This window comes from Methanoculleus sp. 10, assembly GCF_913757945.1.
Taxonomy (GTDB): domain Archaea; phylum Halobacteriota; class Methanomicrobia; order Methanomicrobiales; family Methanoculleaceae; genus Methanoculleus.
In genome coordinates, this window is record NZ_CAJYDP010000001.1 from 189,254 (window position 1) to 203,324 (window position 14,071).

15 protein-coding genes are annotated in these 14,071 nt (G+C 67.1%); 9 read left to right on the forward strand and 6 right to left on the reverse strand.

What is annotated here, in order from left to right; translation table 11 throughout:
- Positions 1-472: 472 nt before the first annotated feature.
- Genes cfbB through cfbA form a run of 4 tightly spaced genes read right to left on the reverse strand, consistent with a single transcriptional unit; the run spans position 473 to position 4,497 of the window.
- Positions 473-1,843, reverse strand: coding sequence for a Ni-sirohydrochlorin a,c-diamide synthase (gene cfbB / locus QZ408_RS00960; RefSeq protein ID WP_292488915.1), 1,371 nt, complete (start codon positions 1,841-1,843; stop codon positions 473-475).
- Complete coding sequence (gene cfbD / locus QZ408_RS00965; protein ID WP_292488917.1) at positions 1,840-2,904, reverse strand: Ni-sirohydrochlorin a,c-diamide reductive cyclase catalytic subunit; 1,065 nt, start codon at positions 2,902-2,904, stop codon at positions 1,840-1,842. Before cfbD ends, cfbB begins: the two co-directional genes overlap by 4 nt.
- Before the next feature lie 2 nt (positions 2,905-2,906).
- Positions 2,907-4,085, reverse strand: a complete 1,179-nt coding sequence (gene cfbE, locus QZ408_RS00970) for a coenzyme F430 synthase (protein WP_292488919.1) — start codon at positions 4,083-4,085, stop codon at positions 2,907-2,909.
- Between the two features lie 4 nt (positions 4,086-4,089).
- Positions 4,090-4,497, reverse strand: coding sequence for a sirohydrochlorin nickelochelatase (cfbA, locus tag QZ408_RS00975; protein ID WP_292488920.1), 408 nt, complete (start codon positions 4,495-4,497; stop codon positions 4,090-4,092).
- Positions 4,498-4,750: 253 nt separating this feature from the next.
- On the opposite strand from cfbA, the gene QZ408_RS00980 reads away from it, so the two are divergent.
- The 7 genes from QZ408_RS00980 (at position 4,751) to QZ408_RS01010 (ending at position 9,963) form a co-directional block, all read left to right on the forward strand.
- Positions 4,751-5,890, forward strand: coding sequence for a methanogenesis marker 9 domain-containing protein (locus QZ408_RS00980; RefSeq protein ID WP_292488923.1), 1,140 nt, complete (start codon positions 4,751-4,753; stop codon positions 5,888-5,890).
- The gene (locus QZ408_RS00985) at positions 5,877-6,683 is read left to right on the forward strand and encodes a triphosphoribosyl-dephospho-CoA synthase (RefSeq protein ID WP_292488925.1); all 807 of its coding nucleotides are present in this window, start codon (positions 5,877-5,879) and stop codon (positions 6,681-6,683) included. The genes QZ408_RS00980 and QZ408_RS00985 overlap by 14 nt, the downstream gene beginning before the upstream one ends.
- Positions 6,671-7,240, forward strand: a complete 570-nt coding sequence (locus tag QZ408_RS00990; RefSeq protein WP_292488927.1) for a DUF447 domain-containing protein — start codon at positions 6,671-6,673, stop codon at positions 7,238-7,240. The genes QZ408_RS00985 and QZ408_RS00990 overlap by 13 nt, the downstream gene beginning before the upstream one ends.
- Before the next feature lie 129 nt (positions 7,241-7,369).
- On the forward strand, positions 7,370-7,810 hold the full coding sequence (locus tag QZ408_RS00995) for a fasciclin domain-containing protein (RefSeq protein WP_292488929.1): 441 nt from the start codon (positions 7,370-7,372) through the stop codon (positions 7,808-7,810).
- Between the two features lie 192 nt (positions 7,811-8,002).
- Positions 8,003-8,437, forward strand: a complete 435-nt coding sequence (locus tag QZ408_RS01000; RefSeq protein WP_292488930.1) for a fasciclin domain-containing protein — start codon at positions 8,003-8,005, stop codon at positions 8,435-8,437.
- Positions 8,434-8,859 carry a fasciclin domain-containing protein gene (locus QZ408_RS01005; protein WP_292488932.1) on the forward strand — a complete coding sequence of 142 codons (426 nt, stop codon included), beginning with the start codon at positions 8,434-8,436 and terminating at the stop codon, positions 8,857-8,859. The genes QZ408_RS01000 and QZ408_RS01005 overlap by 4 nt, the downstream gene beginning before the upstream one ends.
- A gap of 678 nt (positions 8,860-9,537) precedes the next feature.
- Positions 9,538-9,963 carry a fasciclin domain-containing protein gene (locus QZ408_RS01010; RefSeq protein ID WP_292488934.1) on the forward strand — a complete coding sequence of 142 codons (426 nt, stop codon included), beginning with the start codon at positions 9,538-9,540 and terminating at the stop codon, positions 9,961-9,963.
- Between the two features lie 17 nt (positions 9,964-9,980).
- Here QZ408_RS01010 and uvsE read toward each other — a convergent pair whose 3' ends face one another.
- A complete protein-coding gene (gene uvsE / locus QZ408_RS01015) occupies positions 9,981-10,883 on the reverse strand; it encodes a UV DNA damage repair endonuclease UvsE (protein WP_292488936.1) in 903 nt (300 codons plus the stop codon).
- Positions 10,884-10,938: 55 nt separating this feature from the next.
- Complete coding sequence (locus QZ408_RS01020; RefSeq protein ID WP_292488937.1) at positions 10,939-11,823, reverse strand: A/G-specific adenine glycosylase; 885 nt, start codon at positions 11,821-11,823, stop codon at positions 10,939-10,941.
- A gap of 590 nt (positions 11,824-12,413) precedes the next feature.
- Between QZ408_RS01020 and QZ408_RS01025 the strand changes: the two genes are divergently transcribed.
- Complete coding sequence (locus QZ408_RS01025) at positions 12,414-13,496, forward strand: NAD(P)/FAD-dependent oxidoreductase (RefSeq protein WP_292488938.1); 1,083 nt, start codon at positions 12,414-12,416, stop codon at positions 13,494-13,496.
- Between the two features lie 80 nt (positions 13,497-13,576).
- Complete coding sequence (locus tag QZ408_RS01030; RefSeq protein ID WP_292489231.1) at positions 13,577-13,858, forward strand: ATP cone domain-containing protein; 282 nt, start codon at positions 13,577-13,579, stop codon at positions 13,856-13,858.
- Positions 13,859-14,071: the final 213 nt, after the last annotated feature.

The window sequence follows — 14,071 nt, forward strand, 5'->3', positions numbered from 1 at the left end:
GCGGGGAGGAGCGCGAAGCGCGGGTGGGGTGGGGTTGATGACAGGCACGGATCTTTACGCGTTGGAGACAGGGGAGGGAAGACCCTCCCGTCAGCCCATGGCGATAGCCACCCGGTCCACAGCATGAGGCCATGCTTGCGAGAAAAGGTCGAACTCAGGGACAGGCCGGGTCCGGCACCAATCTTGTCAGGGATGAACGACAGCCGGAATAGGGTGAGCTTTACCCGAGCCCGATAACGGAAATTTTCGGTCGGATCCACCGAGATCGATTATCAGTTCTCTGCTGGAGCACTACCGGAACGCGGGCTGCCGGGGCCGACCGGCAGTCGGCGCAGACTTCGCGAGCGAAAGCCCCGCGATGCTCACGCTCGCTTTTGTTCACACCTCGATGCCCGACAACTCTCCAGCATCGATTCCAAATGAACAGACCATATCCGGCCTTCGTCCTATCCCCACGGAGCGCTCCCCTCCGTCAGCCCCGGCAACTCGCCACAAAGTGCGCGAGCATCCCCTTGCTCGTCACCGGGTGGAGGTGCGTGTAACTCCCGATCGTCCGGTCCCGGACCGCACCATCAAGCCCGTCCCGGATCCCGCTCCCCCGGGTCAGCCGGTAGGCGTAGCGGGTCCCGGCGGGAAGACGGACGCTGCTGTAGTGGAACTCGTGGCCCCGGAACGTCGCCGCCCCCATGGGGCTTTCGCCCGCGCTCGTCCCCACGACGTAGCCGAGCATCCGCCGCCCGGGCATCCGGGTTTCGCCGGCAAAGACCCCGGCGAGGTCGTAGGCCTCCTCCCCCTTCGAGCCCGCAAACCCGGGGGCGAGCACCATCCTCTCGGTGAGGTAGATGAGCCCCCCGCACTCCGCGTAGACCGGAGTGCCGTTCCGCGAGACCTCCCGGAGCCCCTCCCGCACCGCGGTGTTCGCCTCGAGTTCCGCGCCGAAGAGCTCCGGGTAGCCGCCGCCGAGGATGTAGCCGTCGGCCTCCGGCAGCCGGTCATGAACCGGGGAGAACGGGACCACCCGTGCCCCGAGCGACGCGAGCACGTCGAAGAGGTCGGCGTAGTAGAAGTTGAACGCCTCATCGAGCGCGACGCCGATCCGGACGTCCGCCTCCCCGGCGGCCGCGTAGACGGACCCCTCCCCCGCCGGCGGCGCGGAGTCGCGGGCGAGCGCGAGCAGTCCGTCGAGGTCGACATGCTCGCCGATCATCCGCTTCACCGCCTCGATCCGCGCGAGGAACTCCCCGTGCCCCTGCCCCTCCCGGTAGGGGACGAGGCCGAGGTGGCGCATCGCAAGCTCCATCTCCGCCGTCCGGGGGATGGCGCCGACGACCGGGATGCCGCAGTAGTGCTCGATTGCCCTGACCGCCTTCTCCCGGTGGCGGGTCCCGGTCACCTGGTTGAGGATGACCCCCCGAATCGCGACGTCGGGGTCGAAGGCCTGGAAACCCTTCACGATCGCCGCCGCGCTCCGGGTGATGCTCCGGGCGTTGACGACGAGGATTACCGGCAGATCGAGCTGCTTTGCGATCGCGGCTGTGCTCCCGAGGTCGGTGAGCGCCTCCGCGCCCTCAAAGAGCCCCCGGACCCCCTCGACGACGGCGATATCCGCTCCCCGGCACCCGTGCGCAAAGACCGCCCGGACCACGCCCGGGTCCATCACGTAGCCGTCCAGGTTCCGGCAGGGCCGGCCCGTCACCCCCGCAAGGTAGGACGGGTCGATGTAGTCCATCCCCACCTTGAAGGTCTGGACGGCCCGGTCGGCCGAGAGGAGGGCGGAGAGCGCGAGGGTGATGCTCGTCTTCCCGCTCCCGGAACGGTCGCCGGCGACGAGGAAGGACTTCATCGCATGCTCCGGAGGACCGCCCCGAACTCGCTTGCGACGATCTCGCGGACGCCGAGGGTCTTTGGGTGCAGGTCGATCTCGACCATGACGTGCCGGTGCCCCATCTCGCGGAGCGGCGCCACCTGCCGGGGCCCGTTCGTGATCGAGAAGACCTCGATGCCTTCGGTGTACTCCGGCGGGACGGCGTGCGGCACCCCGACAAGGAGGGCGAAGTCGGGAGCGAGTTCCCGTATCCGCTCCCCGATCGCGGTCCCGTTTGCGCCGTACTCGTCCAGCGCCCCGAGGAGTTCCGGGTCGACCTCCCGCTCCCGCATACCGGCAAGGATCCGGGCGGCGTCCTCGCGGACCTTCGGGAGACCCCGATCTTCAAGGTTCGCGACGTAGGTGACCGCGGCGTCCGGGCAGGTATCGTGGAGGGCGATGAGTTCGTCGGCGAACATATACGCGGTCTCCTTCTTCGCGTTCATGACCGCGACGCCCGCGGCACCGCCGTCGGCGAGATCCACGAGGCGTCGTGCCGCGACGTGCTTGAGGTCGCCGCGGGAGGGCTCGATGTAGTTCCGGGACGCCGCGCCGCGCAACCGCTCCACCTCGTTTGCCTGCCGGAGGAGGTAGCGCTGCCGCTCCAGCTCGTCGTCGCTGATCCAGCCCGCGGCAGCCGCCGGCTCAAGCGTCGCGAGCACTCCGTCGATGTTCTCGCGGAACCCGGCGTGGATGTCCACGGCGATCGCGGGCGTCGCGGTCCCGGCGTCGTGGATCGCGGACTGGAGGTCTTCGCCGATGATCATCGCAACACACGTCCCGACGACTGCCATCCGCCGGGGGCAAAACTCCTTCTCCGCGTAGCGGAGCACCCGCATGAGGGGGTCGTGCCCGCCGAAGATGAACTCGTTGTCGGCAAGCGACGTCGTCAGCACCCGCATGCCGTCCTCCTCGAGGAGACGGGCGTGCTTGAACGAACAGCCTGACGGGCCGTGGAGGATTGCCACGTCCACCCCCAGGTCGCGGGCGGTATAGAGCGCCGCTACAATGGAACTCGGTCTTGGTTGAATATAGTGCATAGTCATCTCCACGTCTTTACCGCAAGGACGATCGCGCCCGCCGGGGTGATCCTCCGGGCGAGGTCCAGCCCCGCGTCGAGCGAGGCCGCCGTATGCTCCTTTCCGGCCGTGCGCCACGCCTCCCCGACGTAGACGACCCCCGTCGGCCCGACGGCCGATACCGCACGCCGGACGTCCTCCGGGGAGAACCCCTCGCAGACAGCCCGCGCCTCCTCGCCGATGACGAGTGTCAGGGCGCCGTTCCCCGAGAGTTCTCTCGCGTAGCGGGCGGCCTCAATGGCGGTGGCCGTGTTCGTCCCGCTGTTTGCGTCGTCGAGGATCAGGAGGCCGCCCTCCCGCCGGGCCGCCATCCGGCCGGGCAGAGCGGCGAACTCCGCAAGCGGCGCGGGATCGACACCGAGCACGCAGGCCGTCGCGGCCGCAAGCGCAAGCGCCGTCCGGTAGCCGGCGAGGGTGCAGAGCGGGTTTGTGAAGGTGCCGGCGATCCCGCGTCCCGCGTACCGGCAGACCGGGCCGTCGAAGGAGACCATCCCGTCGGCGGCGACCGCCGACCGCGGGAGGTCGATCCTGCTCGGGACCACGACCGTCCGCGCCCGGACGAGCAGCCGGCACTTCTCGGCGATCGCGTGTTTCTTTCCCGCCGCGATCGGGTAGTCGTCCGTTGAGGTCAGCACCGCCACATCCCCGGCCCCCGTGACCCCGAGCGACTCTTCCGCGACCAGCCAGCCCCCGATCCGCCAGGCCTCGTGCGCCGCCGGGATCAGGGAGGCGGGCGTGATGCTCCTCTTCCAGAGGAGGTCTCGTTCCGGGTAGCGGTAGGTCCCGGTCGAGGTGTGCAGGACGCCCGGGCCCGGCAGCAGCGAGGCGAGCGCGTGAGCCGTGGTGGTCTTTCCCCGTGCGCCGGTGATCTCGATGAACGGGCGGGGAGGATGGGCCCTGAGGACCCACTTCACCATCTCGTGGTGGGAGACCGCGGGCCCGTGCCGCCGGAGGAGAGGGTGGTCCGGGTCGAGGTGGACCGGTGCGGTGACAAGGTCGTAGGTGCGGACGAGCGCCTCGGGAACAGGGATGCCGGCCTTCCCGCGGTAGACGTCCACCTCGTCCACCTGGTGGCCGGCATTCCGGAGCGCTATAGCGAGTTCCGCCCCGCCGTGGATGGTATCCAGCACCAGGACTCGCATAGCCTCAGTGGTTCAGTTCGGCGACCGCGTTGGACGCGTTCTTCAGCATCAGTTCGGCAAGGAGCGGGTCGCTCCCGATGGGGTTTGCGTAGACGAGCGGCACCATCTTCCCGTTGAGCCGGAACTCGCCTTTCCTGGCCCCGGGGGAGAGCCCGAGGATTTCGGGGATGTCCTGTTCGATATGGACGCCCCGCGCAAGGAAGAGCGGGACGACAACCAGCATATCGATCTCCTCTCTCCGGAACGCCTCGAGCTGTTCCTCGACCGTCGGGGTGTTGATGCTCATGAAACCGGGTTTGACGAGGTACTCATCGGTCTTTTTGGCGATGATTGCTGCGGTCGTCTCGATCAGTTCTTTGTTGTAGGGGAGCTTGCTGCCGTGTCCGACCAGTAACATTCCTTTTTTACCCATATGTTACATGGTACTACGATGCTACATTAAAATAATTACCGATTGTCTCAACCTCCGGGGATGAAGGGGCGGCGCGGGGGAGGCGCACCGCAAGGCTCCGGCGTACGGCGCCCGGACACTCCGGGGCCGTCGCGAGAGCCCTCATCGCCGAGATCCGGCCCTGCTGTGCGCTCGCCCGCCCCGGCGGGGAGCGCGACCTTCCCGGACCCGACACAAATCAATATCCCTTCACACCGCCAACGGATGGAGAAGTATGATGGAAGCTTATGATCGTTTTGAACTCCTCATAAACGATCGGATCGTAAAAACACCGGTGGCAATAGCATCCATGGCCGGGATCGTGGATGCGGGTTATGTTCTTGAGCGGGCGGATCACGTGGGGGCCGCCTTCATCGGCGGCTATTCCATCGACGGCCCAACCCTTGACGCAAGCCGGCGGATGGCGCAGGAGGGGCGCAAAGAATTCCTGTACGACGACCCCCTGGAAACCCTGGAGAGAGAGGTCGACGCCCTGGGCGAAAGCGACGTCGTTTTGGGCATCAACCTCCGCGGGAGCACGCCGGCCGCGTACGTCGAGGTCGCCCGGGCGCTTGAGGACCGGGTGGTCTACGAGATCGACGCCCACTGCCGGCAGCCGGCGATGATCGAGGCGGGGTGCGGTGAGCACCTCCTCAAGCACCCGGCAGAACTCATGGAGATCGTCCGCGCCTTAAAGTCGGCGGACGTGACCGTCTCGGTCAAGATCCGGGCCGGCGTCGCCGCCGACGACCGTGACCTCGCCCGCGCCGTCTGGAAGGCGGGAGCGGACATCCTCCACGTGGACCTGATGGACTACGGGCACGCCAAGGTCCGCCAGATCCGCAACGCCTCTCCCCTGACGCTGATCGCGAACAACTCCATCAACACCTTTGATAAGGCGATGGACGCCTTCTCCCACGGGGCGGACCTCGTCTCGCTCGCACGGCGTTCCGACCCCTGGACGCTCGCCGGCCTCGATGCCGCCATCACCCGGTTCGCCGACGAAGGCGGCTGGTACAACGCCCCAAAACAGCTCTGCCGCGGCGGCGACATCAGGGCGCTCGCCTTCTGCTGCATGCCGGTGAAGGCCTGCCCGCTCATCCCGGCCCTCGAGAAGATCGGGCTCTCCCGGAACGCGTACCTCAAACTCAAGCAGGAGGCGGCGAAGGGCACCCCGCTCGACGACGGGAAGAGCACCTGTTTCGGGAGCCTCGCCTGGTGCTGCAAGATCAGTTCCCCCTGCATGTTCCGGAACATGACGCTTGAGAAGAAGGGCCTCTCGGCGCGGGAGTACATGCAGTGCAAGCACCGCCTGGCCGAGAAGATCCTGCACAGGCTGTTTGATGAGGAAGAGACCGCCGATGAATCGAGCTGAACGGGCGCAGATGGCGATGATGCTCGAGGTTTCTGCCTACCCGAAACCCGGGAACGTGGACCGGTGCCACGACTACGCCGACACACGCCTCGAACACTTCCTCGCCTCGACCATCCTCGTGCGGCCGGTCTTTGATGCGGCTGAGGGGCCAGGCGGCCGGGTCGGCAGCCTGATCCGGGAGGCGGTCATGCGGACGAACGGTCACTCCGGGGGGAACACCCATTTCGGGGCGTTCATCCTGCTCATCCCCCTTGTCCTCGGGGGAGACATCGAGGGGGCGCAGAGGGTCGTCGCCGGGACCGACGTTGAGGACGCGGTCGAGTTCTATACGGCCTTCGGCCTCACCCGGGTCAGGGTGGGGGAGAGCGACGACCTGGACGTGAACGATCCGGCCTCCATCGCCGCAATACGGGAGCGGGGGATGACCCTTGCCGACATCATGGCCTACTCGGCGGACCGGGACATGGTCGCCCGGGAGTGGACGAACGGATTTCGCCTGACCCGCCGGTGCGCGGACCTGCTGCACGCGCACGGGCGCGGCCGGGAGGCGATCGCCGGGGCGTTCCTCGACCTCCTCGCGACGGAGCCGGACACCTTCATCATGAAGAAGCACGGGGCGGCGGTCGCGGAGAGGACGATGCGGTGCGCCGCGGAGGTGCGCCGCGGGGGGCGCGACATCCGGTCCTTCGACGCCGAGTGCATCGAGGGCGGCATCAACCCGGGCTCGGTCGCCGATATCACCATCGCCGGGATCTACGTGGCCCTTGGAGAGGGGTGGCAGTGGGACTCCTGACCGAGGGGATCAACGAGGTGATCGCGACCACCGACGGCAACGCCGCCCCCATGGGGATCATCAACCGGGGCGGCGCCCTGCACATGGTCCTCTTCCGGGGGAGCCATACCGCCGAAAACGTCGTGCGGGACCGCTGGGTGGTGGCGAACTTCGTCTTTGACCCGGTCCTCTACGTCCGGACCGCTTTTGACGACCTCCCGGGGGAGGCCTTCGTCCGGGAGGAGATCGACGGGACGGCCGTCTGCCGCCTCCGCGACGTTGAGGCCTGGGCCGCGTTTGCCGCGGACGTGGAGCGGGCGGGCGACGAGTCGATCGTCGTCCGGCTCGCCCCCTTGAAGGAGGAGGTGCTCGACCTGCGGCTGCACCCGGTGAACCGGGGGTTCTCGAGTATCATCGATGCTACGGTTCACGCCACCCGCTACGTGAGGAGCCGCGACCCGTGGCTCGGCCGGCTGATCGAGCACCATGCCGGCCTCGCCCGGAAGTGCGGCGGCCCCCGGGAGTGGGAGGCGCTCGACCTCCTCCGGCGGTATATCGGCGACCCGACCCGCGATTGACGGGGTGCCCCCGCTCCTGCGGGACTGGAGACGCCTATTTTCTCTCCCAGATTTTCATTCTCTTCCCGGCATAATAACCGATATATACCATGACATGCCACGAAAGGCGCCTGCAAGGAGGTATCCGGTATGGCGAAGATCTTTGACATGTTGAAGAACGATGGGAGGTTTGGCCGGCTCATCGATATCATCCAGACGCTCGGCGAGGAGAAGACACTGCAGGGCGAGGGGCCGATGACGTTCTTTGCCCCGGTCGACTCGGCCTGGGACGCGATCCCCGAACCGAACCGGGCGATGATCTTGAATGACAAACAGATGCTCTCGCACCTCATCGACTTCTTCACGATCGGCGGGCATAAGTGCACGCTCGATGCGCTGCTTGCAAAGAATGTCGTCGAGACCGTCGAGGGGAACCCCATCGCGGTCAGGAAGACCGAGCGGGGCACCCAGGTCGACGAGGCCGTCGTGCTCGAGGGGAACCTGGAGGCGGACAACGGCATCGTCCACGTCCTTGACAGCGTCCCCTTCGTGACGCTCTCGCAGGCCTTCGAGGCTTACGCGGCGGGATAGTCCCGGACGGGCGGGGACCCCACGGTCCGGCGGGGAACGGGCGTTGCCGCCGGGTGCGGGGCGGCCCCCGCTCCCCGCCGGCGGAGGGAGAACGCAATCCGGCGCCGCCGCACCCGGCCATTGTCCCCGGAGCATTGGCGTAATTTTATATAGCACAGTAAATAATTCAGACGGCCATCCGGAGGATCATCGATGAAGAGTATATTTGAGACTGCCCGGGAAGACGACCGGTTGAGCACCTCCGTACGGATGATACAGGCCGGGGGGTTCTCAGGGACCCTCGGGGGAGAGGGGGAGTTCACGGCCTTTATACCGACGAACGAAGCGTTTTCTATCTTTCCCGGAGAGATGCTGGACGCTATCGCGGGCGACCGGGAGAAGCTTGCCGGCATGATCGGGTACCACGTGGTCCAGGGCAAACTCACCACGCACGAGCTCGCGCAGATGGAGGCCATCAGGACCCTGCAGGGGGACCACCTGGACATCACGGGGCCTCCGGCAGCGGTGCGGTTGAACGACGCTACCGTCATCGAGCCCGACGTCAGGTGCACAAACGGCATCTACCATATCATCGACAGGGTGCTCCTGCCGCGCGCGGTCGAGGCGCGGGTGAAGAGGGCGGTATGAAGAACATCCTCGCGACCCTGCGAGAGTCGGGATCGTTTGCCACGTTCCTCGACCTCGTGCAGGCAGCCGCCATGGAGGAGCGGTTGAGCGTCGAAGGGCCCTACACGCTCTTCGTCCCGGACGACGATGCGTTCAGGGCGGTGCCGCAGCGGGAGCTCGACGCGATCCGGGAGGATGCCGACCGGCTCGCTGAGGTGCTCAATTATCATATCGTCCCGGGGGTGCACTCCATGATAGACCTCCTCGGCATACGGGCCCTCCGGTCGCTCCAGGGGGAAGACCTGGCCGTGGAGATAGCCCGGGAGGGAGTGCTGATCAACAACGTCCCGATCGTGGAATCGGATGCGTGGTGCACGAACGGCATCTGCCACGCGATCTACGCGCTGCTCCTCCCTCCCGGCGCCCGGAAGGTCGCCGCATAGCGGTCCGGGGCACCTCATTCGGATGCCCTGGAGCACTGGTGCAACGATTCCCAATTACCGGCACGCTCAACGGAGGAGAGTATCGATCTTTTTCACACTCTCCAGGGGTTTGCACCCCGGGAGACGGCGTTTTCCGGATACCTCCCTGCACCGTCCCCATGACGGCATCCCCACGGTCCACTCTATAGGGGATCTCAGAGGAGTACCGGGTCCGAGCCCGCTCTCCCCTGCCTGCCCTTCCGGGAAACCGGCGTCAGCGCCGCTCCCGGATACGGCTTCCCACCGGGTATCCCCACGCACTGCCCTCGCCCCCGGGAGGCGGGGAGGGCGCAGCGCAGGCGGGGTGGGGTGCCGGAGAAGCGCATGGGTATGCCACCCGGGTGAAGCGCGGGCGGGTGGGGATGGGACGAAGGCCAGATATGGCCTGTTCGTTTGGAATCGATGCACCAGAGCCGGGCGGATGAGCCCCGGGAGGACGCGTGAACCAACCGCCCTCCCGGGGGGGGAAGGCCCTCAAATCTCGGCGGCGCGTTGATCGTGTCCGGTCCCCTCTGCCGTGCGGGGGATCCGGCAAAGGGACGCCGCTCCCATTCCCCGGCGTGCACAGGGGGCCTTCCCGCTCGTGCCGCCTTCACCCCAAAAGATACATAACCCGGCAGATGCAGTGGGGAGAACGGTATGAAGAACATCATTGAGACCCTGGAGGACTCGGAGGACCTCTCCGTGTTCCTCGACCTGATCCGGATAGCAGGCATGGAGCCGATGCTCCGTGAGCGGGGGCCGTTCACGGTCTTCGTCCCGACAAACGAGGCGTTTTCGAGGGTCAGGAAAGAGCGGATGGACGAGATCAGGCACGATGCGGATAAGCTCCTGCTCATCGTGAGTTACCACGTCGTGCCGGGGCACCTCACCTCGGAGGACCTCCGGGGCATCGCCGCCGTCAGGTCGAGCCTCGGGACGGATCTCGTCATACGCTCGTCTGACCGGGGCATCACCGTCAACAGCGTCCCGATCGTCGAGGCCGACGCGTTCTGCACAAACGGGATCTGTCACGCGATCGCATCGGCACTCGTCCCCCCGGCGATAGAGATCGCCGCGGCTTGAGCGGGCGGCCCGTTCCGTCACCCTGCCGGCGGGCGGAACCGCCCGTCCCGGCAGGCGATCCCGACGGCTAAACGAGCGCTCGCCTCTTTGTCCTTGATCTCAAGCATGATGTCCATATCCGTCGGTGCGGTTTCGGCGAGGAATCCGCTGAAATGCGCGGCATCCAGGCTCTCTGCGTGCCGACCCTTCCGCCCGCCGGGGAACGGGGTGCTGTAGTCGGTCATCAGGATACCGTCCTTTCCCCGCCAGGTCGCGCTGCACAGGTCCGCCGCTTCGGCCACCCCGGTGCCCGAAGGGTTGACTTCGTGGTGGAAGGCATCAAAGAGCACCGGGATGCCGGTCTCCTCGTGGATGCGGAGGCAGTCGGCCACGGTGTAGCGCGAGTCGTCGTTCTCGATGACCAGCCGGCGGAGGATGCTCTCGTCGAGACGGGAGTACTCGCGGCAGAACCGTTGCATGCTCGCCTCCCGGTCTCCGTAGACGCCGCCGACGTGGACCTGGATCTTTGCCGTCCCGTCAAGGTGCATGGCGTCAAGGACCGCGGCGTGATAGCGGAGTTCCGCGACGCTCCGCTCGACGATACCCGGGTCTTTCGCGTTGATGATGACGAACTGGTCCGGGTGCATGGAGATCCGCATCCCGTGCCCCCTGATGAACTGGCCGAGATCCGCAAACGCCCCGGCGAAGGTCTCCTCCCATGCGGCGGTGCAGGCCGGGTGCGATGCGAACGGGACGAGGTCCGAGGTGATCCGGAAGAAGAGGATGCACTCACGGAGGTTGAAGCGGAGGATCTCCTGAAGGCAGCGGAGGTTCTCCCGGACGGTCTCTTCCAGCCGTTCGCCGGAGTAGGAGGCGAGCCTGAACGTGCGGCCACTGGAGCAGCCGATGCTTCGGTTGATGCAGGGGTAGCCGATCTTCATCGCTCCAGTAAGGTGGTCCGGGGCCGGCATCAACCTGCCCCTGGGCCTCCCCACCTCACCGGCACGTATACGTCCCCCCGGTCTCCGCGATGAACCCCTCCCGCACGAGGTCCCCGAGGATCCTCCTCACCCGCCCGGGATCCTCAGCGACCCGGGCCGCCGCCGCCTCCCCCGTGACGGTGCCCTCCTCGAGGACGAGCGCGAGTATCCGCCCCCGGACCTGCCGGTCGGAGCCCTCGAACCGGCTCTGCCGGGAGTAGGACGCGCTCCGCCGGTTCGGGTTCGTCGTCCGCTTCTTCAGGACCGTGCCGTAGTCCATCAGTGCGCTATACCACTCCCGCGGGTTTCCACGGTCGAGCGCCTGCTCGACGAGCGGGAGGATCTCGTCGTCCCTGACCCCCTCCCGGTCCTGGAAGAAGAAGTGGATGAAGACGCGCCGGATGTTCGTCTCGATGTAGACGACCGGCATGTTGAAGGCGTAGGCGCAGATGGCCGCCGCAGTCGCCTTCCCGATGCCGGAGAAGGTCGCGAGCGTCTCAACGTCGGCCGGGAGCCGGCCCCCGTAGTCGTCGGTCACCCGTTGCGCGGTCTTCTGGAGGGCGATCGCCCGGCGGTTGTAGCCCATCCCCTGCCAGGCGAGGAGCACCTCGCTCTGCGAGGCGCGGGCGAGGCTCGCGAAGTCCGGGAATCGGTCGAGAAACTCCCGGTACCTCACCGCGACCCGCTCGACCTGCGTCTGCTGGAGCATGATCTCGGAGACGAGGATCCGGTAGGGGTCGGTGGTGTGCCGCCAGGGAAGGTCGCGGCCGTAAGCGCGAAAGTGCGAGAGGATGAGGTCGCGAAAGAGGCGGACGGCCTCCGGGCTGTTCCCGTGCACCCGGGTTTCTTCGAGAATTCGCTGTTCGCGCTCGTTCTGGTCGGGGTCGAGGCTGCCGATCACACCATCATTCTGTCCGGCAGGGGCAAATAGGTTGGGCCGGGGAGATCCCGGAGGAGAACCTGATACGGCTTCCCACCGGATATCGCCATGACTGCCCCCGCCCCCTCCCCATGGCGATATCTCCACGGTCCACTCCAGGGGGAGTTCCCGGGATCGAACCGGCTACTGCCGGTTCTTTTCTGCCCGCCCTTTCGGGAAACCGCCGCCAGCACTATCCCCGGCACGGCTTCCCACCGGGTATCGCCATGACTGCCCTCGCCCCCAGGAGGGGGCGGGGGAGGAGGCCGAAGGCCGGGCGGAGTGGGGGTGCCGGAGAAGAACGTATGAGTTCACACCTGCGGGAAGGGGGAAACCCCCTCCCCGGTCCCCTCCCCCCATGGCGATAGTCACTACGGTCCACTCCGTGGGGAGATTCCCGGAGGAGAACCGGATACGGCTTTATCCCCATGCACTGCCCCCCTTCCTGCGGCGGGGGCGGCGGGCGAGATGGGGCGAAGGCCGGATATGGTCCGTTAGTTTGGAATCACTGCACTAACTCCGCCCGCCGCCACCCCTCTCCTTTATACTTTGTGCTCTCCATCCGATCAGTGATGCGGAACCACTGTGACGTGCTCGTCGTCGGTGCGGGCCCCGCCGGCAGCACCGCCGCACGCTACGCGGCGGAGGCAGGGCTCGACGTCCTCCTGATCGACAAACGAACGGAGATCGGCCTGCCCGTCTGCTGCGGGGAGTTCAACGCATCGCGAGAGGTCCTCGCGAAGGCGCTTCCCGGCGCCCCGGGGCTCGACGAACTCTTCCCTGTCGACCCCGGCCTCGTCCAGCGGCCGATCCGGGGCGCCGTCGCCATCTCCCCCGGCGGCCGGGAGTACGAGTTCGACCTTCCCGGCTACACCGTCAACCGGGACGCGTTCGACCGGCACCTCGCGGATGCCGCCGTCCGCGCGGGCGCCGTCCTCTCGCTGGAGACGACATTCCGCGGCCGGGACGGCCGCCGGGTCATCACCGGCCGTGGCACCGTCGAAGCCGGCGTCGTGGTCGCCGCAGACGGCCCGCTCTCCCCCGTCTGCCGCTCCGCCGGGATGGAACGGAGCGCCGTCCTCGCCCCCGCCATCACCTGCCGGGTCGACGGGGAGTTCGGCGACCGCCTCCGGCTCTTCTTCGGGAACAGCGTCGCACCGGGCGGGTATGCGTGGGTCTTCCCGAAGCAGGGGTGCGCCAACGTCGGGCTCGGGGTGCAGGGGCGGAAAACCCCCGTCCCGGTTCTCCTGAAAGCCTTCCTTACCCGGATGGGGTTTACCGGCCGGGACGTCCAGGCCGGGTTCGTCCCCGTCTCCGGCCCCATCCCGGAGACGGTCAGGGAGAACGTCATCGCGGTCGGCGACGCCGCCGGCCACGTCGTCGCCTCCAACGGCGGGGGGATCGCGACCGCGATGATCTGCGGGAGGCTCGCCGGGCTTGCGGCGGCCCGCCACCTGCTGCACGGCGACCCCCTTCACGCCTACGAGCAGGCGTGGCGGGCGGCGGTGGGCCGCGAACTCCTCGCCGCCGCGAGAACGAAGAGGATGGCCGACCGGATCCTCGGCTCCGACTTCCTGCTCGAGCGGACGATGGCGGTTCTCGGGGGCCGGGGCATGAGAAACGTCATCGTCTACGGCGGTCTGCGCGAACCCTGACGGCCCCCCTCCCCCGGCGCCGGCGGCGACCGGAAAGCTTATAGCCCTCCGGCGCCTCCCGTCGCCCGGAGGCGATCGAACTGGTCAATGTAGTCAAGGCCGATGGCAGGAGAGAGCCGTTTGCGCGGGAGAAGGTGACCGTGAGCGCGATGAAGGCGGGTGCGCCGCTCGAGGAGGCGCGGGCGATCGGGGAGGCCGTCGAACGGGCCGCCTACGACGGTATACCGGCCGCCGAGATCCGGCAGCGGGTGCTTGAGCAACTCCGCGCCCGGAACCCCGATTGGGAGGAGAACTGGCTCATGTATGACCGCGCCGTGAAGAAACGCGGGGCGGCAGCGGTCGCGGGGCTGCCCGCCCGCTGACCCGTCGCTTTTTTTGCCGGCTCCCCCTCCCCGTGCGAAGCTATATTTACAATCCGCGCTCACAACTGTCCTGTATTGTCCTATGCACCCCGGAAATCGAAGAATTGGGAAGGCCAATAACAGGCCGTTTTCAGTCCAACCTCATATCCTGGGCACATTCGATGATCAGCATTCACAGATAGGTGCGATGCCCCAGCCGCACTCAAAGGTCGT

Excerpts from the sequence above, each read along its gene's own strand:
- cfbB (WP_292488915.1), bottom strand. The coding sequence starts at position 1,843 with ATGAAGTCCTTCCTCGTCGCCGGCGACCGTTCCGGGAGCGGGAAGACG.
- cfbD (WP_292488917.1), bottom strand. The coding sequence starts at position 2,904 with ATGCACTATATTCAACCAAGACCGAGTTCCATTGTAGCGGCGCTCTAT.
- cfbE (WP_292488919.1), bottom strand. The coding sequence starts at position 4,085 with ATGCGAGTCCTGGTGCTGGATACCATCCACGGCGGGGCGGAACTCGCT.
- cfbA (WP_292488920.1), bottom strand. The coding sequence starts at position 4,497 with ATGGGTAAAAAAGGAATGTTACTGGTCGGACACGGCAGCAAGCTCCCC.
- QZ408_RS00980 (WP_292488923.1), top strand. The coding sequence starts at position 4,751 with ATGATGGAAGCTTATGATCGTTTTGAACTCCTCATAAACGATCGGATC.
- QZ408_RS00985 (WP_292488925.1), top strand. The coding sequence starts at position 5,877 with ATGAATCGAGCTGAACGGGCGCAGATGGCGATGATGCTCGAGGTTTCT.
- QZ408_RS00995 (WP_292488929.1), top strand. The coding sequence starts at position 7,370 with ATGGCGAAGATCTTTGACATGTTGAAGAACGATGGGAGGTTTGGCCGG.
- QZ408_RS01000 (WP_292488930.1), top strand. The coding sequence starts at position 8,003 with ATGAAGAGTATATTTGAGACTGCCCGGGAAGACGACCGGTTGAGCACC.
- QZ408_RS01005 (WP_292488932.1), top strand. The coding sequence starts at position 8,434 with ATGAAGAACATCCTCGCGACCCTGCGAGAGTCGGGATCGTTTGCCACG.
- QZ408_RS01010 (WP_292488934.1), top strand. The coding sequence starts at position 9,538 with ATGAAGAACATCATTGAGACCCTGGAGGACTCGGAGGACCTCTCCGTG.
- uvsE (WP_292488936.1), bottom strand. The coding sequence starts at position 10,883 with ATGAAGATCGGCTACCCCTGCATCAACCGAAGCATCGGCTGCTCCAGT.
- QZ408_RS01025 (WP_292488938.1), top strand. The coding sequence starts at position 12,414 with ATGCGGAACCACTGTGACGTGCTCGTCGTCGGTGCGGGCCCCGCCGGC.